This window comes from Agromyces sp. GQ35, assembly GCF_059758475.1.
In genome coordinates, this window is record NZ_JCAXEO010000001.1 from 1,127,255 (window position 1) to 1,148,574 (window position 21,320).

Annotated in this window: 18 protein-coding genes; 10 read left to right on the forward strand and 8 right to left on the reverse strand. The window is 70.2% G+C overall.

Features of this window, described 5'->3' with window-relative positions; translation table 11 throughout:
* Window positions 1–19 precede the first annotated feature (19 nt).
* Both AC6CH0_RS05315 and AC6CH0_RS05320 read left to right on the forward strand, forming a co-directional pair.
* Window positions 20–1,132: a sensor histidine kinase gene (locus AC6CH0_RS05315; protein WP_498098731.1), complete on the forward strand. Its 1,113-nt coding sequence runs from the start codon at window positions 20–22 to the stop codon at window positions 1,130–1,132.
* Window positions 1,129–1,767, forward strand: a complete 639-nt coding sequence (locus tag AC6CH0_RS05320; protein WP_498098732.1) for a response regulator — start codon at window positions 1,129–1,131, stop codon at window positions 1,765–1,767. Before AC6CH0_RS05315 ends, AC6CH0_RS05320 begins: the two co-directional genes overlap by 4 nt.
* Before the next feature lie 9 nt (window positions 1,768–1,776).
* Here the strand turns inward: AC6CH0_RS05320 and AC6CH0_RS05325 are convergent, their stop codons facing one another.
* The gene (locus AC6CH0_RS05325; protein WP_498098733.1) at window positions 1,777–2,427 is read right to left on the reverse strand and encodes a TetR/AcrR family transcriptional regulator; all 651 of its coding nucleotides are present in this window, start codon (window positions 2,425–2,427) and stop codon (window positions 1,777–1,779) included.
* A gap of 90 nt (window positions 2,428–2,517) precedes the next feature.
* Here AC6CH0_RS05325 and AC6CH0_RS05330 point away from each other — a divergent pair, with 90 nt between their 5' ends.
* The 3 genes from AC6CH0_RS05330 to AC6CH0_RS05340 are packed head-to-tail and all read left to right on the forward strand — an operon-like array spanning window position 2,518 to window position 3,729.
* Window positions 2,518–2,901, forward strand: coding sequence for a DUF1761 domain-containing protein (locus AC6CH0_RS05330; RefSeq protein ID WP_498098734.1), 384 nt, complete (start codon window positions 2,518–2,520; stop codon window positions 2,899–2,901).
* Between the two features lie 32 nt (window positions 2,902–2,933).
* Entirely contained in the window at window positions 2,934–3,221 is a 288-nt protein-coding gene (locus AC6CH0_RS05335) for a DUF1905 domain-containing protein (RefSeq protein ID WP_498098735.1), read from the forward strand.
* A 31-nt stretch (window positions 3,222–3,252) separates the two neighbouring features.
* A complete protein-coding gene (locus AC6CH0_RS05340) occupies window positions 3,253–3,729 on the forward strand; it encodes a GNAT family N-acetyltransferase (protein WP_498098736.1) in 477 nt (158 codons plus the stop codon).
* Between the two features lie 88 nt (window positions 3,730–3,817).
* On the opposite strand, the gene AC6CH0_RS05345 is transcribed toward AC6CH0_RS05340, so the two are convergent.
* Together AC6CH0_RS05345 and AC6CH0_RS05350 are read right to left on the reverse strand one after the other, a co-directional pair.
* Window positions 3,818–5,137, reverse strand: coding sequence for an FAD-binding oxidoreductase (locus tag AC6CH0_RS05345; RefSeq protein ID WP_498098737.1), 1,320 nt, complete (start codon window positions 5,135–5,137; stop codon window positions 3,818–3,820).
* A 93-nt stretch (window positions 5,138–5,230) separates the two neighbouring features.
* Window positions 5,231–7,381 (reverse strand): S9 family peptidase, encoded by a 2,151-nt coding sequence (locus AC6CH0_RS05350; protein WP_498098738.1) that lies wholly within the window; start codon window positions 7,379–7,381, stop codon window positions 5,231–5,233.
* 176 nt (window positions 7,382–7,557) lie between these two features.
* On the opposite strand from AC6CH0_RS05350, the gene AC6CH0_RS05355 reads away from it, so the two are divergent.
* Window positions 7,558–10,242 (forward strand): AMP-binding protein, encoded by a 2,685-nt coding sequence (locus AC6CH0_RS05355; protein WP_498098739.1) that lies wholly within the window; start codon window positions 7,558–7,560, stop codon window positions 10,240–10,242.
* On the opposite strand, the gene AC6CH0_RS05360 is transcribed toward AC6CH0_RS05355, so the two are convergent.
* From AC6CH0_RS05360 to AC6CH0_RS05370, 3 genes are all read right to left on the reverse strand, one after another.
* Window positions 10,223–11,323 carry an ABC transporter ATP-binding protein gene (locus AC6CH0_RS05360; RefSeq protein ID WP_498098740.1) on the reverse strand — a complete coding sequence of 367 codons (1,101 nt, stop codon included), beginning with the start codon at window positions 11,321–11,323 and terminating at the stop codon, window positions 10,223–10,225. The genes AC6CH0_RS05355 and AC6CH0_RS05360 overlap by 20 nt on opposite strands.
* Window positions 11,320–12,780: an ABC transporter permease gene (locus AC6CH0_RS05365; RefSeq protein ID WP_498101042.1), complete on the reverse strand. Its 1,461-nt coding sequence runs from the start codon at window positions 12,778–12,780 to the stop codon at window positions 11,320–11,322. Before AC6CH0_RS05365 ends, AC6CH0_RS05360 begins: the two co-directional genes overlap by 4 nt.
* Before the next feature lie 119 nt (window positions 12,781–12,899).
* Window positions 12,900–13,946: an iron ABC transporter substrate-binding protein gene (locus AC6CH0_RS05370; RefSeq protein ID WP_498098741.1), complete on the reverse strand. Its 1,047-nt coding sequence runs from the start codon at window positions 13,944–13,946 to the stop codon at window positions 12,900–12,902.
* 162 nt (window positions 13,947–14,108) lie between these two features.
* On the opposite strand from AC6CH0_RS05370, the gene AC6CH0_RS05375 reads away from it, so the two are divergent.
* The 3 genes from AC6CH0_RS05375 to AC6CH0_RS05385 all read left to right on the forward strand — a co-directional run bounded on the left by AC6CH0_RS05375 (window position 14,109) and on the right by AC6CH0_RS05385 (window position 18,241).
* Window positions 14,109–15,692, forward strand: coding sequence for an MFS transporter (locus AC6CH0_RS05375; RefSeq protein WP_498098742.1), 1,584 nt, complete (start codon window positions 14,109–14,111; stop codon window positions 15,690–15,692).
* Between the two features lie 72 nt (window positions 15,693–15,764).
* On the forward strand, window positions 15,765–16,817 hold the full coding sequence (locus AC6CH0_RS05380) for a hypothetical protein (protein WP_498098743.1): 1,053 nt from the start codon (window positions 15,765–15,767) through the stop codon (window positions 16,815–16,817).
* Between the two features lie 128 nt (window positions 16,818–16,945).
* Window positions 16,946–18,241: a serine hydrolase domain-containing protein gene (locus tag AC6CH0_RS05385; RefSeq protein ID WP_498098744.1), complete on the forward strand. Its 1,296-nt coding sequence runs from the start codon at window positions 16,946–16,948 to the stop codon at window positions 18,239–18,241.
* A 3-nt stretch (window positions 18,242–18,244) separates the two neighbouring features.
* Here AC6CH0_RS05385 and AC6CH0_RS05390 read toward each other — a convergent pair whose 3' ends face one another.
* Window positions 18,245–18,733: a LysM peptidoglycan-binding domain-containing protein gene (locus AC6CH0_RS05390; RefSeq protein WP_498098745.1), complete on the reverse strand. Its 489-nt coding sequence runs from the start codon at window positions 18,731–18,733 to the stop codon at window positions 18,245–18,247.
* Window positions 18,734–18,783: 50 nt separating this feature from the next.
* The gene (gene pdxR, locus AC6CH0_RS05395; RefSeq protein ID WP_498098746.1) at window positions 18,784–20,262 is read right to left on the reverse strand and encodes a MocR-like pyridoxine biosynthesis transcription factor PdxR; all 1,479 of its coding nucleotides are present in this window, start codon (window positions 20,260–20,262) and stop codon (window positions 18,784–18,786) included.
* 75 nt (window positions 20,263–20,337) lie between these two features.
* Here pdxR and AC6CH0_RS05400 point away from each other — a divergent pair, with 75 nt between their 5' ends.
* The gene (locus AC6CH0_RS05400; protein WP_498098747.1) at window positions 20,338–21,030 is read left to right on the forward strand and encodes a pyridoxamine 5'-phosphate oxidase family protein; all 693 of its coding nucleotides are present in this window, start codon (window positions 20,338–20,340) and stop codon (window positions 21,028–21,030) included.
* Window positions 21,031–21,320: the final 290 nt, after the last annotated feature.

Genomic DNA, 21,320 nt, shown 5'->3' on the forward strand with positions numbered 1-21,320 from the left:
CGCTGCCTGGCCTGATCTCGTGACCGCGCTCGCCACGGCTGCTGCGGGCGTCGCGTTCATCGCCATCGGGCTGACGAATCTCTGGTCGGGCGTCACGTGGGCGCCCGAGATCAGCCCGTGGTGGCACGTCATCCCGATCCTCGTCGGCTCCGCACTCATGCTCGGCAAGCGGCACCGCCCGATGACCATGCTGCTCGCCGGCACCGCGGTGGCCGGCGTCGACATCTGGCTCGGCGGCAGCCTCGGCATGGTTCTCGTCTTCTTCGACCTCCTCTACTCCGCTGTCCTCTTCGGGCGCGCGCGCCACGTCCGGGCGATCCTCGCCGTCATCGTGGTGCTCGTCGTCGCTGCGCTCCTCGGGCCGCTGCTCGCCGGCGCGACCCTGCAGGCCGGGGTGCTGCTCGCCCTCCAGGCGTTCCTCCTCCTCGGCACCGCGTACTGGTGGGGGATGTCCGTGCGTCGGAGTCGCGAGGTGGCGGCGCTGTCCGAGGCGCGGGCGCGTGACGCGGAACGCTTCTCCGACATCGTCAAGGCCGACACCGTGAGGCAGGAACGCGGTCGGATGGCTCGCGACCTGCACGACGTCATCGCGGGCAACCTCTCGGCGATCGCGATCCATGCGGAGGCGGCGCTGTCCTCCACCAGCCAGGCGCACGATCGGTCTGCACTGCGCGCGATTCGCGAGGCGAGCATCGACGGCCTCGACGAGATGCGCTCGATGATCCTCGTGCTGCGGTCAGGGTCCGACCCGCTGATCGCTCCGCCGCGCCTGGCGGAACTCCCTGATCTCGTGGCGCGGAGCTCGGCGGTGAAGGTCACCGTCGTGGGCGAGACGCCGCAGGTTCCCACGGCGATCGACCAGGCGCTCGCCCGCATCGTCAGCGAGGGGCTCAGCAATGCGGCACGGCACGCGCCCGGAGCGGATGTGGAGATCCGCTTCCACGCGACCGAGGCGACAGCCGAGGTGGACATCCTCTCCCGAGGGGGCGCCCCGTCTGCGCCGACCATCGGCACCGGCCAGGGAATCAGCCTGCTCCGGGAGCGCGCCGAACTGCTCGGCGGCACGCTGGCCGCGGCTCCGGTCGATGGCGGATGGCAGCTCCACGCCCGTATACCTCGGAGCGCCCAATGACCGTACGAGTCCTCATCGCCGACGATCACGCTGCCATCCGGGCCGGGCTGCGCACGCTCCTCGATTCCGCGGACATCGAGGTCGTGGGCGAGGCCGCCGACGGTGCCGCTGCGGTGCGGAACACGCGAGCGCTCCGGCCCGATGTCGTGCTCATGGACGTGCGCATGCCCGGCACCGACGGCATCGACGCGACACGGGCGATCGTCGCCGAGAGGCTCGCCGAAGTCCTCGTGCTGACCACGTTCGACCTCGACGAGTACGTGTTCGGTGCCGTGCGAGCCGGCGCGGCGGGATTCCTCCTCAAGTCCGCGAGCGCTGGAGCACTGCACGCCGCGGTGCATGCGGTTGCTCGGGGCGAGGGGGCGCTCGCGCCCGAGGTGACACGTCGGCTGCTCGACGCCTTCGCGACGGTCGCGGTACCGGACGAGCCGGATCCCGTCATCGCGCAATTGACCCAGCGTGAGCGCGAAGTACTCGCGGGGCTCGGACGCGGTCTGTCCAATGCCGATCTCGCGGGCGAGCTCGGCATCAGCGAGTCGACGGCCAAGACGCACGTCTCGCGGGTGCTCGGCAAGCTCGGCGTCGCGTCGCGCATGGAAGCAGCGGTGCTCGCCCGGCGTGCGGCGCTCGAGTAGGCCGGGTGATCAGGGAAGCTGCGGCGGGCCGTAACGAGCGAGGAACGTCATCACCGCTTCATCGGCGATGCGGGCGAGTTCGGCGTCGTCGTAGGGTCGGGTGCTTCCCGCGAGCGTGAGCCGGTTGAGCGGAGCCGCAACCACCAGCCAGGTGAAATGCTCCGCGGCGGTGTACGCCGGCTCGGCTCGCAGCGCCCCCCGCTGCGAGAGCACGGAGAGTGCATCCGCGAGGGCGGCGATGTTCCGCTCCCAGCTGCGCTCGACGTAGTCGGAGGCGACCGAGGGGAATCGAGCGGCCTCAGCCGCGACGAGTGTGCGCATCTGCAGCACGGCGGGCGACAGCACCCCGCGCTGGAGCACACCGGCGAGCTGTCGCAGCTGGGCGACGGGATCGTCGGCGGCCGATAGGGCATCGGTGTGCGGCTTCATCGCATCGCGCCCGCGGTCGACCCAGTCGGAGACAACGGCGGCGTACAACTCGCTCTTCGAGGGGAAGTCGCGGTAGAGGGATGCCTTCGAGATGTGCGCCGCCGAGGCGACCGAGTCCATGGTGGTGCCGGCGAACCCGCGCGAGAGGAACTGTTCACGCGCGATGTCGAGCAGGGCGGTTCCGGCGATCCCGCGCGGACGGCCGAGTCGGCGCACTTCGCTGATCCCCATGGCCCTCCAATTTTAGTACTTGACAGTACTTTACATGGGGTCTACGTTGGAATAAAGAACCCAGCCGTACTAAATAGAGAGGTGGAGTCGATGCTCGCCTTGGGAATCGCGATCGCGGCGGTGGCTGCGTTCGTCCTCAGCTCCATTTACTACATCGTCGCTCCGGCAGCGCCACCGGCCTCCGCCGAACGCGGCACTGCCCGCGACGAGCGCCCGAAGCCATGGCAGATCCTGCTCGAGCTGGTGCGCAGCGCCGTCGTCGCGGGCCTGATGGCTGGTCTGTTGGCTGCTGCAGGCTGGTCGGGCCCCGGGGCGGGTGCTCTGCTCGGAGTCGCCCTCTTCGCATTGCCCCTCGTGCTGCTCGCCGGTTCGGTGCAATGGGAGCGGGTGCCGGTGTCGACCGCAGTGCTCCACGCCGGAGACTGGCTGCTGAAGCTCGTGCTCGTCGGCGCCATCGTCGGTTTCTTCATCTGACCCAGCGAACCGAACTCGAGAAAGGACACCGCATGACCAGCAGGGAAGGCCCCCTCGACATCACCTTCAGTGCCGTGCTCGGCAAGGTGCAGCCGGGTGACACCTGGACGTGCGTGAAGCTGCCCGACAGCGCAGCCGTCTTCGGTACCCGCGGCCTCGTCAAAGTGGCCGGCACGGTCGACGGCGTGGAATTCCGGAGCTCGTTCATGGCGCTCGGCGACGGCACGCACAAATTGCCGATCGCGGCCGAGCTCCGTCGATCGATCGGCAAGACAGACGGAGACGAGGTCACCGTGCACCTGACCCGACGACTCGGGTGACGGTGTGAACTCCGGCCGGGCCCGTGGGAGCATGAATCGCGTGTTCATCCGTGCTGCCGTGCCATCCGACGCCGCTCCGCTCAGTCGACTCCTGAACCGGGTGATCGACGAAGGCGACAAGACGGCGATCGACGCGCACCTCTCGGACGAGGAGTTCGCCGAGTGGTTCCTCACCGGCAGCCACTGCGTCAGCTGCACCGTTGCACAGGATGAGACCGGCCGCGTGCTCGGCTTTCAAGCCCTCGAGCGGTTTCACGACGACCTGCCAGAGGGCATGGCCGACATCGGAACGTTCGTGTCGCAGGAGGCGCGCGGGACGGGCGTCGGAACCGCACTCATCAATGCGTCGGTGCGTGAAGCGCGCGAGCGCGGCCTCACGGCGATCCGAGCGGTGATCCTCCGCACGAACGCCGGCGCCGTCGGCTACTACCGGTCGACCGGGTTCGTGGCGGAAGCCGAAGCGCCCGCTTCGAGCTCAGTTGCGCTGATCCTCGTGCTGCCGCGCTGAGGATCACCCGCGGCGGTGCACTCCGTCGAGCGTGCCGAGCGAGAACGGATGCCCCGGCGTGCGCGCCGAGGCATTCGTCGGTCGTCGCTCAGCTCGCCGGCGTGATGTTGTGGTTCTGGCGGAACACGTTGCCGGGGTCGAGCTGCGCCTTCACTCGACGCAGGCGCTCGAGCGTGGCCGGCGGGTACATCGCCGCGGTGATCGCCTCGCCGCGTTCTGCCGCGAAGTTGCCGTAGACGCCGTTCGTGAAGGCGAGTGCGGCATCGCTGCCGGCCCTCGCCGCCGCGAGCTGCTCGGCCGTCGCGTCGAGCGGAAGCACGCCGTTGACGATGAGGAGGGCCTCGGCGTCGCGGTGCGCGATGGCGGTCGCGTCGGGGGCGACGCGCGAGAACGCACCGCCGAGTGCACGCAGCAGCACCATTGTGGGCACCGGGCGATCGTAGGCCGCGGCGACCGCGTCGAGTGCCGCGTCGGAGAGCTCGGGTACGAAGCCGTTGCCGCCGACGAACTGCAGCGGCGGTCGGCCAGGAGGCGCGTCTTCGAGAAGATCACCATAGGAGGTCGGCGCGAGCGAGACCTCGGTCACCGACGGCAGCGCCAGGAGCGGGGCGAGCAGCTCACGGAGCTGCTCTTCGCCGCCCTGCAACGCGACGCCGAGCTGCGGACCCGCCGGCACCCCCGGGGCGAACGGCGGCATCAGCATCAGCGACGAGTTGAGCTCGTCGGGGCCGGCGCGCATCACGTCGCGCCAGGCTCGCAGCACCGCGGGCACGTCGGAGCGGTCGAACCGCACGTGGCCGCCGACGAGGCCGTCGGCCGGCGCCGCCTGGAAGCTGAAGCGCGTCACCACGCCGAAGTTGCCGCCGCCGCCGCGAAGCGCCCAGAACACCTCGGGGTGCTCGGTCTCGTTCACGGTGAGCACCTCGCCCGCGGCGGTGACCAGCTCGACCTCGCGCAGCGCGTCGACCGTGAGCCCGTGCGCTCGCACGAGCCAGCCGATGCCGCCGCCGAGCGCGAGGCCGCCGACGCCGACCTGGCGCGTGTCGCCCGAGCTCACGCCGAGCCCGTGCGGACCGAGCACGCCGGCGACGTCGCCCCAGCGTGCACCGCCGCCGACGGTGACGATGCCGGCGGCGTCGACCTCGATCTTCGTGAATTCGGCCAGATCGACGACGAGCCCGTCTTCGACCGGAAGGAGGCCGTGGCCGCCGCTGCGCACGGCGATGGGAAGACCGGCGGCGGCGGCGAGGCCGACCGCCGCAGCGACCTCGTGTGCGGTGTGCGGTCGTACGACCGCCTCGGGCTCGCCGACGCCCGCGAAGACGGTGCGGCCGGACTCGTATTCGGTTGCGCCGGGACCATGCGCCCGGCCTGGAATTCGCTCGCTCAGATCGGAGAGAAGAGGCATTTCGTCAGTCTGGCAGTGGCCCGTGACATCCGGAATGCTGCTCGCTCAGCGCTGAATCCATGCGCGCGCATGCTGCATCGCAGCCCGCTCGCCCTACTCCCCGCTCGGGTGCGCCCCCGCCGCGTCGATGACCCAGGCGGAGGCGAACGCGCGTTCGCGCCATGCGGAGTACCGCCCTGAGACACCGCCGTGCCCGGCGGCCATCTCGATCTTCAGCAGTGGGTCGGCGCCGACATCGCGGAGCTTCGCCACCCACTTCGCCGGCTCGACGTAGAGCACGCGGGTGTCGTTGAGCGAGGTGACGGCGAGGATGCGCGGGTAGTGCCGGCCGCCGTGGGCGCCGTCGTGCACGTTCTCGATGGGGGAGTACGACTTCATGTAGGAGTAGACCTCTTCGTCGTCGAGCGGGTTGCCCCACTCGTCCCACTCGATGACGGTGAGCGGCAGCGACGGGTCGAGGATAGAGGTCAGCGGGTCGACGAACGGCACCTCGGCGAGGAAGCCCGAGAAGTACTGCGGCGCCAGGTTCGCGACGGCGCCGACGAGCAGCCCGCCCGCGCTGCCGCCCTGGGCCACGAGCCGGTCGGGTGCCGTGATGTCGTTGTCGATGAGGTGGCGGGCGGCGGCGACGAAGTCGGTGAACGTGTTGCGCTTCTCGAGCTTCTTGCCGTGCTCGTACCAGAGCCGGCCCATCTCGCCGCCGCCGCGCACGTGCGCCACGGCGAAGATCATGCCGCGGTCGAGCAAAGACAGGCGGGGGATGCCGAAGCCCGGGTCGATCGAGTGCTCGTACGATCCGTAGCCGTAGAGCACCGTCGGCGCGGGCGTGCCGAGGTCGACGAGGTCGTGCCGGTAGACGAGCGACACCGGGATGCGGGTGCCGTCGTCGGCGATCGCCCACTCGCGGCGCTGCGCGTAACGGGTGGCGTCGTAGTCGCCGAGCACGGCCTGGCGTTTGCGCAGCCGCCGCTCGCCGGTCGCCACGACCACGTCGTACACGGTCGACGGCGTCACGAAGCTCGTGTACCCGATGCGCAGGGTCGGCTGCGTCCAGTCGGGGTTTCCGGCGAGCCCCACCGAGAACAGCGCCTCGTCGAACGCGAGCTCGTGCAGGGTGTCGTCGGGGGTGGCGTCCGCCGGCAGGCCGGCCTCTGGCACCTTCGCGACCGCGACGCGCGGCAGGCCGTCGCGGCGATACTCGACCGCGACGAAGTCGCGGAACGCGTCCACTCCTTCGAGGCGAACGGCCGGGTCGTGAGGCAGCAGCATCCGCCGCTCGCCCTGCGGGTCGGATGCCGCCACGCTCACGAGCTCGAAGTTCACGGCGCCGTCGTTGTGCACGATGAGCAGGCGGTCTCTTGCGCCGGCGACCACGTGCTCGACGTCGTATTCGACCCCGTCCTTGCGGGGCCAGACCACGGTGAACTCACCGGTGGGCTCGGCTGCGTCGAGCAGCCAGGTCTCGCTCGTGATGTTCGACCCGGCTTCGACGACGAGGAACCGGCGGCTGCGGGTGACGCCGACGCCGAGCCAGAAGCGTTCGTCGGGTTCGTGGAAGACCGAGACGTCGTCGGATGCCGCGGTGCCGATCTCGTGGCGCCAGATCGTGTCGGGGCGCCACGACTCGTCGACGGTCGCGTAGAAGACGTACCGACCGCTCGGGTCGAACGTCGCGCCGCCGGCGGTGCCCTCGATCACGTCGTCGTATTCGCGACCGGAGCCGTCGAGCGCGCGCAACCGGATCGTGTACCGCTCGTCGCCCTCGACATCGGTCGCGTAGAGCAGGGTCGACCCATCGGGGGTGACGTCGAAGCTGCCGAGCGAGTAGAACTCGTGGCCCTCGGCCTCTGCGTTGTCGTCGAGGAGCACCTGCTCGCCGGGGAGCGGGGTGCCGGAGGCATCCGTGACCGGGGGCTCCCAGTCGTCGGGACCTGCAGCCGGCACCCGGCAGTGGATGCCGTACTGCCGACCCTCGGCCGTGCGGGTGAAGTACCACCAGTCGCCCTCGCGCGTGGGCACGCTGAGGTCGGTCTCCTGGGTGCGCGTCTTGATCTCCTCGAAGATCTGCTCCTGCAGGATCGCGAGATGCTCGGTCTTCGCCTTCGTATAGGCGTTCTCTTCGTGGAGGTGGGCGACGACGGCCGGGTCGTCCTTCTCGCGCAGCCACTCGTAGTCGTCGATCACCACGTCACCGTGGTGCTCGCGGCGGGTCGGTCGCTTCTCGGTGTTCGGCGGAGTCAGCACGTCACCACGGTACTCCCGCACCGGCGACTCCCGACTCCGCGGGCGGCGTTCGCTGCTCGGCTGCGACGACGAGGAAGGTCGCCCGAATGGAGTCGGCGAGCAACTTAGGTTAGCCTTCTCTCACTCCGATGTTCGGAGTCCCCCTCATATTCTCCCGTCCCCCACGGAGGCGAAGCGTGCCCATCCGCCCGCTCGAGTCGACCGCGCTGCGGCTGACTCGCGGACCGTCGTCGGCGCCCGCTCTCGTCGCCGGCCAGTCGACGATCGATCACGGCGAGCTGCGCGATCGCGTCGATGCGCGACGGCATGAGCTCGGCTCCGAACGGCGACTCGTGATGATCGCCGGCGCGAACGAGGTCGAACCGATCGTCACCTACCTCGCTGCGCTCGAGGGCGGCCATCCGGTGCTCTTCGTCGACGGGGATCCGTCGAGCAACCGGCAGCACCGCGAGGCGCTCATCGAGCGGTTCGATCCCGATGTGATCGCCGGCGGTGACGCCGGTAGCGCGCCCGGCGTCACCGGCTGGTCACTCATCGAGCGTCGTGACGGCACGCGTCACGACCTCCACCCCGAGCTCGCGCTGCTCGCGAGCACCTCGGGTTCGACCGGTTCCCCGAAGCTCGTCCGGCTGAGCCGCACGAACGTCGAGAGCAACGCGGTCGCCATCGCCGACTACTTGAACCTCGGCGTCGCCGACCGTGCAGCGACCACGCTGCCGCTGCACTACTGCTACGGGCTCTCGGTGGTCAACAGCCACCTCGTCGCGGGCGGCAGCCTCGTGCTGCAGTCGCACTCGGTCGTCGACGACGAGTTCTGGCGCGCCTTCGATCGCGCAGAGGCGACCTCGTTCGCCGGCGTGCCGTACACCTTCGACCTGCTCGATGCGGCAGGGTTCGCCGATCGGGCGACGCCGAGCCTGCGCTACGTGACCCAGGCGGGCGGGCGGCTCCGCCCCGAGCAGGTGCGTCACTACGCCCGTCTCGGCCGTGAACGCGGCTTCGAGTTCGTCGTCATGTACGGGCAGACCGAGGCGACCGCTCGCATGGCCTACCTGCCGCCTCGTCTCGCCGAATCGGCGGCCGGGGCGATCGGCGTGCCGATTCCCGGCGGGCGGTTCCGCATCGACGAACCCCGTGACGACGGCGTCGGCGAACTCGTCTACTCCGGTCCGAACGTGATGCTCGGCTACGCAGAGGAGCCGGCGGACTTCGCTGCAGGACGCGTCGTCGACGAGTTGCGCACCGGCGACCTCGCGCGCCGGCGTGACGACGGGCTCTTCGAGGTCGTCGGGCGCAGCAGCCGCTTCGTGAAGGTCTTCGGCCTGCGCATCGACCTCGACCGGGTCGAACGGCTGCTCGGCGACGACGGCTTCGAGGTGCGCACGGCGAGCTCCGACGAACGGCTGCTGCTCTTCGTGCGCGCCGAGCGGTTCGCCGGCGCGGTGCGCGACCGGGCCGCGGCGCACACCGGCCTTCCGACGCACGCGATCCGGGTGCACGCGATCGACGAGTTCCCGCGCACCTCGAGCGGCAAGCCCGACACGGCGGCACTCGTGCGGTACGCCGCCGCGCTCGACTCCTGCGTTCCGCCCGCGACCCGCCCGGGCGCCGACGCCACCGCCTCCATCGACGGCGCGACCTGCCCCGCGACATCCGCTGAGCAGGTCACGCCCGACGCCGTCCGCCTGCTGTACACCGCCCTGCTCGGCACGAGCGGTGTCACCCTCGATGATTCGTTCTCGGGTCTCGGCGGCGATTCGCTCAGCTACGTCGAGGTCTCGTTGCGCCTCGAATCGCTGCTCGGTGCGCTGCCACGCGAGTGGCCCACGATGACGGTGCGCGAGCTCGGTACGGTGGCCGCGCCCGATCGAGCGGATGCCCCGCCGCCCGCCGATCCCGAGCGCACCGCGGCCACGCGCTCGACGGTCGCACGCTCTCGCATCCGCCGCCTGCCCCGCATCGAGACGCCGGCCCTGCTGCGCGCCGTCGCGATCGTGCTGATCGTCGGCACGCACGCGAACCTCTTCGACCTCAAGGGCGGCGCCCACCTGCTGCTCGCCGTTGCGGGGTACAACCTGGCGAGATTCCAGCTGGCGGATGTCCCGGGTCGACGCCGATCGCTCGCGTTGCTGCGCAGCACTCGCCAGTTGCTCGTGCCGGCCGTGCTGTGGGTCGGCGCGGTCGCGCTCGTCACCGGCTACTACCGGCCCGAGACCGTGCTGTTCGTGAACAACTTCGGCGGCGAGTCGACCTGGAGCGTGCACTGGCAGTTCTGGTTCATCGAGGCGGTCGCCTGGTCGCTGCTCGGGCTCGCGGCACTGCTCGCCGTTCCCGGCATCGACCGGGTCGAGCGGCGACACCCCTACGCGTTCGCGTTCGTGGTGCTCGCCCTGGCGCTCGCGGCGCGCACGCTCCTGCTCGGGGGCGTCGAGGCTCACGCCACCGAGCGATACACGACCGCCATGGTGCTCTGGTGCCTCGCCCTCGGCTGGCTCATCGCGCGCTCGCGCACGCTCCTGCAGCGGTGGGTGGCGACCGTGGTCGCCCTTGCGAGCATCGTCGGGTTCTTCGGCACCCCAACCCGCGAGTTCATCATCCTGATCGGGCTGCTGCTGCTGATCTGGCTGCCGGCCGTGCCGTTGCCGCGCCTGCTCGTGCCGGTCGTCGGCCTGCTCGCCGGGGCATCCATGTTCATCTACCTGACGCACTGGCAGGTGTACCCGTCGCTCGAGAACCACCTTCCGTGGCTCGCGACGCTGCTCTCGCTCGCCGTCGGCCTCGCGGCATGGAAGCTCTACGTCTTCGCCGCCGCGCGAGTCACCGCGCGAGTCACCGCGCTGGTCAGGGCGCGTCGGCGCTGACCGAGGGTTCCGGGTCGGGTCGGGTCGGGGCGGCGACCGGGTAGAGCACCACGCCACCGTCGACCCGCACCTCGACCCGGGCACCGGGGTCGACCCCGACGACCTCGTGGTGGGGCAGTCGCAACTCGATCGTCGACGGCGCGTCGTCGCCGAGCCGCAGTTGCACCTCGGTGATCGGACCGACGCGGCGGACGCCGGTGACGGTCGCGTTCGGCACCGATGCCGCCGAGGCCGACGAGCGCACCTCGAACTGCGACGGGCGCACCATCGCGACTGAGGCGCTGCCGCCGCTTCGATCGTGCCGGATCGGGATGCGTCCGAGCACGCACTCTGCGCAGCCGCTGCCGAGCGTGGCGGGCAGCAGCACCGCAGCGCCCAGGAAGGCCGCGATCTCGGGTGTGGCCGGACTGTCGTAGACCTCCGACGGAACGCCCGATTGGGCGAGCCGGCCATCGACCATGATGCCGATGCCGTGGCCGAAGGTGAGCGCCTCGTCCTGGTCGTGGGTGACGAGCACGGCGGTGGTCGCCGAGCGCTCGAGCGCCTCGATGACGGCTCGGCGCGTCTGCTCGCGCAGCCCGGTGTCGAGGGCGCTGAACGGTTCGTCGAGCAGGATCACGGCGGGCCGCGGAGCGAGAGCCCGGGCGAGGGCGACGCGCTGCTGCTGGCCGCCCGAGAGTTGGTGGGGGAACCGCTCGGCGAGGGCGGGGTCGAGTGCGGCGAGGCTCATCGCCTCGCGCACGCGGGCGGCGCGGTCGCGCGCGCCGCGGAGCCCGAAGCCGATGTTGCCCGCGACCGTGAGGTGCGGGAAGAGAGCGCCGTCCTGTGCGACGTAGCCGATGCCGCGGCGGTGAGCGGGCACCGAGCGCCCGCCGCCTCCTGCGAGCACGCGATCACCGAGGGCGATGCGTCCGTGGTCGGGCTCCTCGAACCCCGCGATGAGTCGCAGCAGCGTGCTCTTGCCGCTGCCCGAGGCGCCGACGATCGCCGTGCGGGACCCGTCGGGCACGTCGAGCGAGATGTCGTCGAGCACTCCCGTGCTCCCGAACGACTTCGCGACGGATTCGATCACGAGCCTCATCGCGCCCGCCATCCCCGAGCCTGCGCGAACATCAGCCCGACGGCCGGAATCGAGAGCAGGATGAGCACCAGTGCATAGGGGGCGGCACCCGGGTAGTCGATGGCGGATGCGGCCGACCAGAACTGCGTGGCCAGGGTGCGCGTGCCGGTCGGCGCGAGCAGCAGGGTCGCGGTGAGCTCGTTGGCGGCTCCGAGCGCGACGAGGGCCGCGCCGGCGGCGATCGAGGGAACGAGTAGCGGAACGGTCACGCGCAGCCGGGCCGTGAAGGGTGAGACGCCGAGCGAGCGGGCGGCTTCTTCGAGCGACTCGGGGACTTGCGCGATGCCCGCCCGCAGCGACACCAGCGCGCGGGGGAGGAACACGATCACATAGGCCACCATGACGGTGAACACCGTTTGGTACAAGGCGGGCGCGAGACGGAGCGTCACGGTGACGAGCGCGAGCGCGACGATGATGGCGGGCAGGCTGCTCGCCACGTAGTACGGCGCCTCGAGTGCGCGGCTCCGTCGGGCGGGGAAGCGGCCCACGAGCCACGCCACGGGGAACGCCACGAGGATCGCTCCGATCGCGCCGCCGGCGCCGAGCAGCGCGGTCTGCAGCGCGGTCGATGCGAGGTCGGCGAAGGCCGAACCGTCGGCGGCGCCGAGCCACCGCAGCACGCTCGCGAGCGGCACCGCGGTCGCCGCGAGCACGAGCGCCGAGAGCGCGACGAAGGCGGGTGCGGTCGCGCGCCCGAGCCGGAGCGGCACCGCCGGGTGCGGGCTGCCCGAGCCGACGCGTGCGTACCGCCCGCGACCCCGCGCCGACGACTCGGCGATGAGCAGCAACAGGCACAGCGCGGTCAGCACGACACCGAGCGACGCCGCGGATGGTCCGGCGAACGTCGACTGGTACGCGACGACGATCGCCGTGGTGAAGGTGTCGAAGCGTACGAAGGCGAACGCGCCGTACTCGGCGAGCAGGTGCAGGGCGACGATCAGGCCGCCGCCGAGGATCGCGAGTCGCAGCTGCGGCAGTACGACCCGGGCGAAGACCGCCCACGAGCCGTCGCCGAGCGAGCGGGCCGACTCCTCGAGGGCCGGGTCGAGTCCTCGCAGCGTTGCGAGGACCGGAAGGTAGACGAGGGGGGAGTAGGCGAGCACGGCCACGAGGAGCCCGCCGCCGAGGCCGTGGATCGACGGGATCGCGCTCGCCCAGCCGTAGCTGGCGACGAAGGCCGGGATGGCGAGTGGCGCCGCGAGCAGTACCGCGAACACTCGGCGGCCGGGCAGGTCGGTGCGTTCGACGAGCCAGGCTCCGCCGACGCCGAGCGCGATCGTCGTCGGCACTCCGAGCACCAGCAGCAGCACGGTGTTCAGCAGCAGCTCGCCCACCCGGGGGCGGAATACCAGCTCGGCGAGTTCGGCCCATCCGATCTCGATGACCGTCGCCACCACGTAGCCGACCGGCACGAGCATGACGGCCGCGAGCACCACGACGAGCGCCACCAGTGCGGTCGGCGGCCGTCGCGCGCCGTCGCCCGATCGTCCCTGCCCGCCAGTGGTGCGGGCCGGGGCGTCGATCGCAGCGGCTGTCGTCAGAGCAGACCGGCGTTCGTCATGAGGTCGATGACCTGGGGGCCGTTGAGCTTGGACGGGTCGACGGTCGGCGCGTCGAGCGTGTCGAGTGCCGGCAGCGGCGACTTGGCCGGGATGCCGCTCGAGACGGGGTATTCGAAGCTGTATCCCTCGCCGAGGATGGTCTGGCCCTGCTCGCCCGCGAGGAACGCAAGGAATTGCTGCGCCTGCTTCTCGTGCGTGCTCGATGCGAGCACGCCGCCGCCCGAGACGCTCACGAAGGCGCCCGGATCCTGGTTGCCGAAGTAGTGGAGCTTCGTGTTGCCGCTGTTCTCGGCCGTCTTGTCTTGATCGCGGAACCAGTAGTAGTGGTAGATGACGCCGGCGGGGATCTCGCCGGCGTTCACGGCCTTCATGGTCGCGATGTTGTTCTGGTACACGGTCGCGTTCTCGGCCATGCCGTCGAGCCAGGCCGCGGTCGCCGCTTCGCCCTCGAGTGCGAGCATCGCCGAGATGATCGCCTGGAAGTCGGCGCCGCCGGGGGCGCCGCCCCAGCGGTCCTTCCACTCGGGCTTCTCGAGGTCCATGAGCGATGCCGGCAGCTCGGCGTCGCTGAGCAGCTCGGGGTTGTAGACGAGCACCGTCGAGCGCGCGGCGATGCCGGTCCAGAGCCCGCTCGACGGGCGGTACGCCTCGGGCACGAGCTCGAGCGTCGCCGCGTCGACCGGGGCGAACAACCCGGCGTTCTCGACGAGCGACATCGCCGGAGAGTTCTCGGTGAGGAACACGTCGGCCTTCGATGCCGCGCCCTCCTGCACGAGCTGGTTGCCGAGTTCGCTGTCGGACCCGTGCCGCAGCACGACCTCGATGCCGGTCTCCTCGGTGAAGGCGGCCACCCACTCCTCGGTGAGTTGCTCGTGCTGCGCGTTGTAGACGACGAGCGCGTCGTCCGGCGCAGCATCGGACGCCGTACCGTCGGACGACGCGGGCGCGGAGCATCCGGTCAATGCGGCGGCGAGGGCGACGGTCACTGCGGACGCGACGAATGAGGGGAGAAGGCGGCGCATCACGAGGCTCTTTCGGATTCGAAGTGGAGGAGAGGCTATCCTAACCTGCGCGGATTGCCGTCGGAGACTTCGGGCGACATCCGGTGAGGCCACGTGCTCCAGACCGTGACGAGGTCCCGAACTGGCTCTTTCCGGAGATCGAGCGATGTGGTTGGGTGAGCCATGGACACGGGTGACGGCACCACGAAACCGTTCAACGGCCGGCTCGCCATTCTGCTCGCGATGGCGATGTTCGTGCTCGTCGTCGACACCTCGCTCATGAACGTGTCGATCTCCGCGGTCGTGGAAGACCTCGGCACGACCGCGAGCGGCGTGCAGGGCGCGATCGCCCTCGAGGCGCTCGTCTCGGCCGCGTTCATCCTCATCGGCGGCAAGACCGGTGACCTCATCGGACGGAAGCTCGCGTACATCCTCGGGCTGCTCGGCTACGCGGTCGGCGCGATCGCGATGACGCTCGCCCAAGACCTCACGGCGATCATCGTCTTCTGGGCGATCATCGGCGGCATCGGCGCGTCGCTGCTGCTCCCGTCGATGCAATCCCTCATCCACGGCAACTTCGAAGGCGCGCATCAGAAGCGCGTGTACGCCCTCGTCGGCGCGTCAGCCGCGATCGCAGCCGGCGTCGGCCCGTTGCTCGGCGGCTTCATCACGACCTTCCTCTCGTGGCGGGTGGGGTTCCTCCTCGAGGCCGTCGTGATCGCCGTCGTGCTCTCGGGCATCAAGCTCGTGAAGGACGTGCCCTACACCGGTTCGCGTGCGGTCGACTGGGTCGGCGCGGCACTCTCGGTCGTCGGCATGGGCGGCGTCGTGCTCGGCATCCTCGTCTGGCAGGAGGGCGGACAGTACGTCGCCCTCATCATCGGCGTCGGGGCGATCGCCCTCGTCGGGTTCGTCTGGTGGCTGCGGGCACGCAAGCGGCGTGAACGTGCCACCCTCGTCGATCCGGTGCTGTTCGAATCGAAGGTGTTCAAGGCGGGAGTGAGCGGCCAGCTCCTGCAGCAGATCGCCCTCGGCGGTTCCATGATCGTGCTGCCCCTCTACCTCCAGATGGTGCTCGGGTACAACGCGCTGCTCGCCGGTCTCTCCATCGCGCCGCTCTCGCTGAGCATGTTCGTGGTCGCGCTGCTCGCCGGGAAGCGAGCGAACGGTCGTCCGAGCTCGATCATCCTGTGGGGGTTCATGCTCCTCGTCGTCGGATTGTCCGCAGTGGTCGTGGTCGTGCCGCGTGCCGACTCGGGATGGTGGCTCGCCATTCCGCTCGTCATCGCCGGAGGCGGCCTCGGGCTGCTCGTGTCACAACTCAACAACTACACGTTGTCGCCGATCTCCGACGAGCGGGTGAGCGAGGCGGCCGGCGTGAACTCGGCCGCAGGGTCGTTCGGGCTGTCATTCGGCCTCGCCTTCGCGGGCGCCATCATGCTCGCCGTGCTCGCCTTCACGTTCACGGCTCGCGCGGAGTCGAGCGCGGTGCTCGCGCCCGACGACCGGGAACGCGTCGCGGTCGCCCTGGAAGAGGACGCCCAGCTCATGTCGGATCTGCAGCTCGAGGAGCTGCTCGCGGACGAGCCCGACGAGGTGCAGGACGAGATCATCGCCATCAACACCGAGTCCCGGCCGATCGCCCTGCAGGTCGCACTGCTCATCCCCATCCTCGCAGGGCTGCTCGGCATCATCACCGCGCTGAGGATGCGACGACTTCCCGACCCGAAACCCTCCTCGGCGGCAGCGGGAACCCTGCTCGGCTGACGGCCAGCGGGGCGAGTACCACGTGCATTCGCAAGGTGCGGGTGCAGCACTGAAGACGAACGGAGTACCAGGATGAGCGGATCCTCACCCATCGCGCGAGTTCTTCGCCACCCGATCGCCAGCGAGGAGTCGAGGGAATCCTCGGCGCTCCTCATCGGTGCCGGCGCGTTCGTCGTGGGTGCGCTCGCGGGGCTCCTCGTGTTCTGGGGGCGAGAGGTACCGATCGCGGGCCGGGGGTCCCTGGGCGACGTCGTCGCCGTCGGCGGAGCGCTCGCCGCGATCGCGGCGTTCCTCTTCGGATGCGCACTGCGACGGGCCCGGATCCGCCAGGCCGCGCCGGGAGACGGTATGCGGCCGCGGCTGCATTGGTTCGACATCGCGGCACTGACCCTCGCGCACGCGATCATCGCCCTGCTCGGATGGGCCGGACTCGCGTCGCTGCTCAGCCAGAGCTTCATCGGCGCGAGCGTGTACTCGTTCTCGGCGGCCGTCCTGACGGGTGTCGCGCTGGCGGTCACCGCCTACATGGCGTTCCTCTCTGCGGTGAACCTCACCCCGATGCTCCTGTCGCTGGTGCTCGCACTGTTCCTGGTGGTCGGTGCCCTCACCAGCATGCTCAGCGCGACCGACCCGCTCTGGTGGCAGAAGAACCTCAGCACGCTCGGAATCAGCGACGACGTCTCAGCGCTGGCGTTCAACCTGACGCTGATCATCGCCGGCGTGATGGTGACGACGATCGCCCACTACGCGACCGCGTTCCTGCCGAACTCGACCCGATCCGAGTCGCGCGGCCGCAACCTGGTTCGCTTCGCGCTCGTGCTCATCGGGGTGCTCCTCGCCTGCGTGGGAATCTTCCCCGTCGACGAGTTCCTGGAGGCGCACAATCTGGCGGCCACCGGCATGGCGATCGTCTACGTCGCGATGGTCGTGAGCCTGCGCTGGCTTGTTCCGTCGATGCCCCGGGTCTTCATCCTGCTCGGCTACGTCTATGTCGGAGTCATCGTGGTGCTGGCGGTCTTCTTCGTCACCGGGTATTACAACCTCACCGCCGTCGAACTGGTCGCCGCCGTGCTCATCTTCAGCTGGGTCATCGTCTTCCTGCGCAACACCGGGGCGAGCGAGTAGGGCACAGGGTCTCGATACGCTCGCTGTCGCTCGCTACTCGACCGGCGAGGCCCGATCGCGCGGCAGAGGGACCCCCAGAACGGCCGAAACTGTTGTTTTCTCAACTTCGTCGGCGGGACACTTCAGTCATGTCCATTTCACGGCGGGGCCCGGTGGTCGGGCGAATCGTGGTGTTCGCATGCGCGCTCGGATTGCTCGCGGCATGCACATCGGGCGGCACGCCGCCCGCAACGTCACCGACTCCGACGGCATCGATTCCCGGTTCGGCCGAACCGGACCAGATGCAGGGCGGCGACTCCGTCGAGGCCGACGCCATCATGGAGATCGTGCGCGACTACATGGACGAGGCGCACCTGAAGGCGGTCATCGTGAAGGTGACGGTCGACGGGACCGAGATCGTGACCGCCGCCGAGGGCGAGTCCATGACCGGAGTGCCGGCCACGACCGACATGCACTTCCGCAACGGCGCTGTCGCGATCTCGTACGTGTCGACGCTGATGCTGCAATTGGTCGACGAGAAGAAGATGAGCCTCGATGACACGGTGTCGAAGTACCTGCCCGATCTGCCGCACGCCGACGAGGTCACCATCGAGCAGCTGGCGCAGATGACGTCGGGGTATCAAGACTTCGTGCTCGGCAACGAGGAGTTCGCCGAGATCGCCTATTCCGACGTGTTCAGGGCCTGGACGACAGAAGACCAGCTCGCGCTCGCGATGGACAAGCCGCTCTGGTTCGAGCCGGGCACCAACTGGGCCTACGCGCACACCAACTACGTCATCCTCGGACTGGTGCTCGAGGAGGTCACCGGCATGTCGCTCGAAGACGCACTGCAGGAGCGGGTGCTCGACCCGTTGGAGCTGACGAACACCAGGGCGTCGCTCACCGCGGAGATCCCCGAGCCGGCGCTGCACGCCTACAGCTCGGAGCGGCGCACCTTCTTCAACATTCCGGCGGGCACCCCGTTCTACGAGGATTCCACGAACTGGAACCCGTCGTGGACCATCAGCCACGGTGCCATCCAGACGAGCAACATCGATGACCTGCTGGCCAGCGCTGTCGCGGTCGGCACGGGCGAACTGCTGTCGGAGGCATCCTACGAGGCGATGACCTCGACCGATCTGCGCGGCAAGACGACGGCGATCGACGGATGCGTCAACTGCCGCCCGCTCGATGAGTTCGCCACGTACGGACTCGGGCTGTGGATCACCGGCGACTGGTTGCTCCAGAACCCGCTCTTCTACGGCTACGCAGCGGTGAACGCGTACTTGCCGTCGGAGAAGATCGCAATCGCCGTCGCCGTCACCTACGAGGAGGAGGCGTTCGACAGCGAAGGCAACTACTCCAACGGCGGCGACGCGCTGTTCCGCAAGATCGGCGCATACCTCGCCCCGGACGACGCCCCGCCCGTGCGGCCGTCGCCCTGAAGGTCACCCGGTCTTCGTCCAGTCGAGGTTGAGCACGTCGCCGATGTAGACGTTCTCGCCGAAATCGTGCACCTGGGGGTTCATGCGCAGGAGCTGCTGCTGCGGCAGGTCGAATCGCTGGGCGATGTCGAAGAAGTGATCGCCCGAGACGACGGTGTAGCTGGTCGGCATGCCGCTGCCGTCGACCACCGGAGAGCCGTTGGCGCCGTCGCGTGCACCGAGGTCGACCGCCGGGCCGGGTTCGTATACCGGGGCGGGGGCATTCGGCACGGGCTCGGGCGCGGGGGCGGGAGCGGGTTCGGCGACCGGCGGCGCAACGGGAGTCGGGGTCGGGGTGGGGGTGGGCGTCGCGGTGACGGTCGCGATGATCGTGACCGGCGGGGGAGCCGGGGCGCCGACGCATCCGCTCATCGTGATCACGGCGGCGATGCCGAGCCCGGCCAGACCGATCTGGGCGGCGCCCCACGCCGCCGTGCCGTGCGCTCGCCTCACCGGGCCTCCGAACCGTAGGGTGGCGCGCCGCCCTCGGCGCGCCGGTCGGTTCACACTATCGGGCGGGAAGCGCTTTCGACAGCACTCGCAGCGCCGCTCTCGATGATCGCGGCACGGATGCCCGCGAGCCCTTCGGTGAGCTGGGTGTCGCTCGGCGAGGCGTAGCCGAAGACGATGCCGGGCTGCTCCTCGCCGGGCACCGCCGAGTAGTCCGCGAGCGGCGCGACGGCGATGCCCGCGGCCGCGAGGCGAGCGACGAGGGCAGCGGATGTCGCGGCATCCGGCAACCCGACCACGGCGTGCAGCCCGCCATCGAGCCCAGACAGCGGCGCGCCGGGCAACCCGCCGAGCGCGTCGAGCACGAGGCGACGCCGGTGGGCGTACTCGCGCCGCGTGGCAGCGATGTGCCGGCGCACGGCGCCGCCGGCGAGCAGGGCTGCGATGGCGTCCTGCGCGACACCGGGCACCGGGCAGGCTTCATCGGCGCGGACCTCGGCGACCGCGGCACGCAATGCCGGGTTCGCCTCAGCGGGCGGCAGCACGAGGTAGCCGAGACGGATCCACGGCGTCAGCACTTTCGAGAAGCTGCCCACGAGCACGGTCAGGCCGGCGTCGTCGAGCGAGGCGAGCGCCGGCAGCGGCGGTCCGGTGTGGCGGAACTCGCTGTCGTAGTCGTCTTCGATCACGAGGGTGCCCGTCGAGCGGGCCCAGGCCAGCAGCTCGAGTCGGGTCGCGACGAGAAGGCGGCCGCCGAGCGGATACTGGTGGCTGGGCGTCACCATGACGGCGTCGGGTCGTCGCCGTGCGCGTCGCAGCGCCTCAAGATCGAGGCCGTCGACGTCGACCGCGATGGCGACGGTGCGCACGCCACGGCGTTCGAGCGTGCGGCGCGCAGAGGGGTAGCCGGGATGCTCGACCGCGATGACCGGCCGCGGCCCGGCGAGAGTGCTGAGCGCGGAGGCCAGCAGGCCGATGGCCTCGCTCGTGCCCGCGGTGATCACGACGTCGTCGGGGGAGCACTCCACGCCGCGGGCGTGGCGCAGGTGATCGGCGATCTCGGCGCGCAGTCGATCGACCCCGAACGGCGGCGGCGACAGAGAGGGGATGTCGAGGGCTGCGGCGTGCCGCCACGCGGCACGCCAGGCGCGAGTGTCGATCCGTGCCGTCGACGGATGGCCCGGCAGCAGGGAGATGCGGGGTTCGGCGCGGGCATCGGTTGACGGTGGGGCGGCGTCGGCGGCGCGGGCCGTTCGGGCCGTGCGCGGCGCGCCGCCGGTCGTCGGGAGCTCGGCAATGCGGGTCGCGGCGCCCTGCCGCATTTCGAGATAGCCCTCACCGGCGAGTTGCTCGTAGGCGGTCACGACGGCACTGCGGGAGACGCCGACTTCGCGCGCGAGTGCGCGAGTCGAGGGCATCGGATCACCCGGGCGGAGTGCGCCCCCGAGAATGCCGCGGCGCACGCCCTCGATGAGCTGTACGCCGAGGGGATGGTCGGACTCACGGTCGATCGAGAGGAGGGGGCCGTCCATGCGAGCTCCACTGGACTGGTCGAATGTGCGAGAACTGGACTCGCAACACGACCAGTGTACCGCGAGACTCGGAGCGTGACCACGATCGACGATCCCACTCTCCCCACGCCCGCACCACGCCGCATCCGTCGCCTGTCCGAGCGACAGACGACCGACCGCGACGCCCTCTTCGAACTGCTCGACACCGAACTCGTCGGGCACCTAGCCGCCGCCGTCGACGGTGTGCCCGTCGTCGTGCCCATGGGCTTCGCGCGTGCGGGCGAGTACGTGCTGCTGCACGGCTCGACCGGCGGCGGGTTCGCCCTGCGCGCGGCATCCGAACGCCAGACCGTCGCCTTCGCCGTGACCGCGCTCGACGGCCTCGTCTTCGCCCGGTCGCTCTTCGACAGCTCCATGAACTACCGCAGCGCGGTCGCCTACGGGGTGCTCGAGCCGGTCGACGGCGACCGAGCGGATGCCGCGCTGCTCGCGCTCTCGGAACGGCTCATGCCCGGCCGGCCCGCCGAACTGCGGACGACGAAGCGCAAGGAGGTCGCCGCGACGCGCGTACTGCGGTTGCGACTCGACGACGTGGTCATGAAGATGCGTGCGGCCGGAGCATCCGAGGCGCCCGACGACGGCGAGGACCACTCGGTGTGGGCAGGGGTGGTTCCGCTCAGCCGGGCGTGGGGCGAGCCCGAGCCGTCGCCGCTCACCCCCGAGGGAACCCTGACGCCCCAGTCGGTGGTCGCCCTGACGACGCGGACCGGCGAAGGCCAGAAGCTTTGATGAGGTTTCATCACATATTGTGATGGCCGTGAGAGGAATCACCCCGTGTTCGCACTCCTGTTCCTGCTGCTGATCTCCCTGGTCACCGTCGTCGCCGTTTCCGCCGCCGTCGTGCAGTTCGCACGTGACGGATACCGGCGCACCCCGACCCTTCCTCACTGAGCGCCATCGGCTGCAGCCGCCTGATCGGACCGAAGTCCGTCATTCCTGCGGCCAGGTCCGCGCCCGAGTGCCTAGGCACTCGGGCGAGGAAATAGGGCGATCGCCCGATGGGTCGCGGGTGCCTTAGC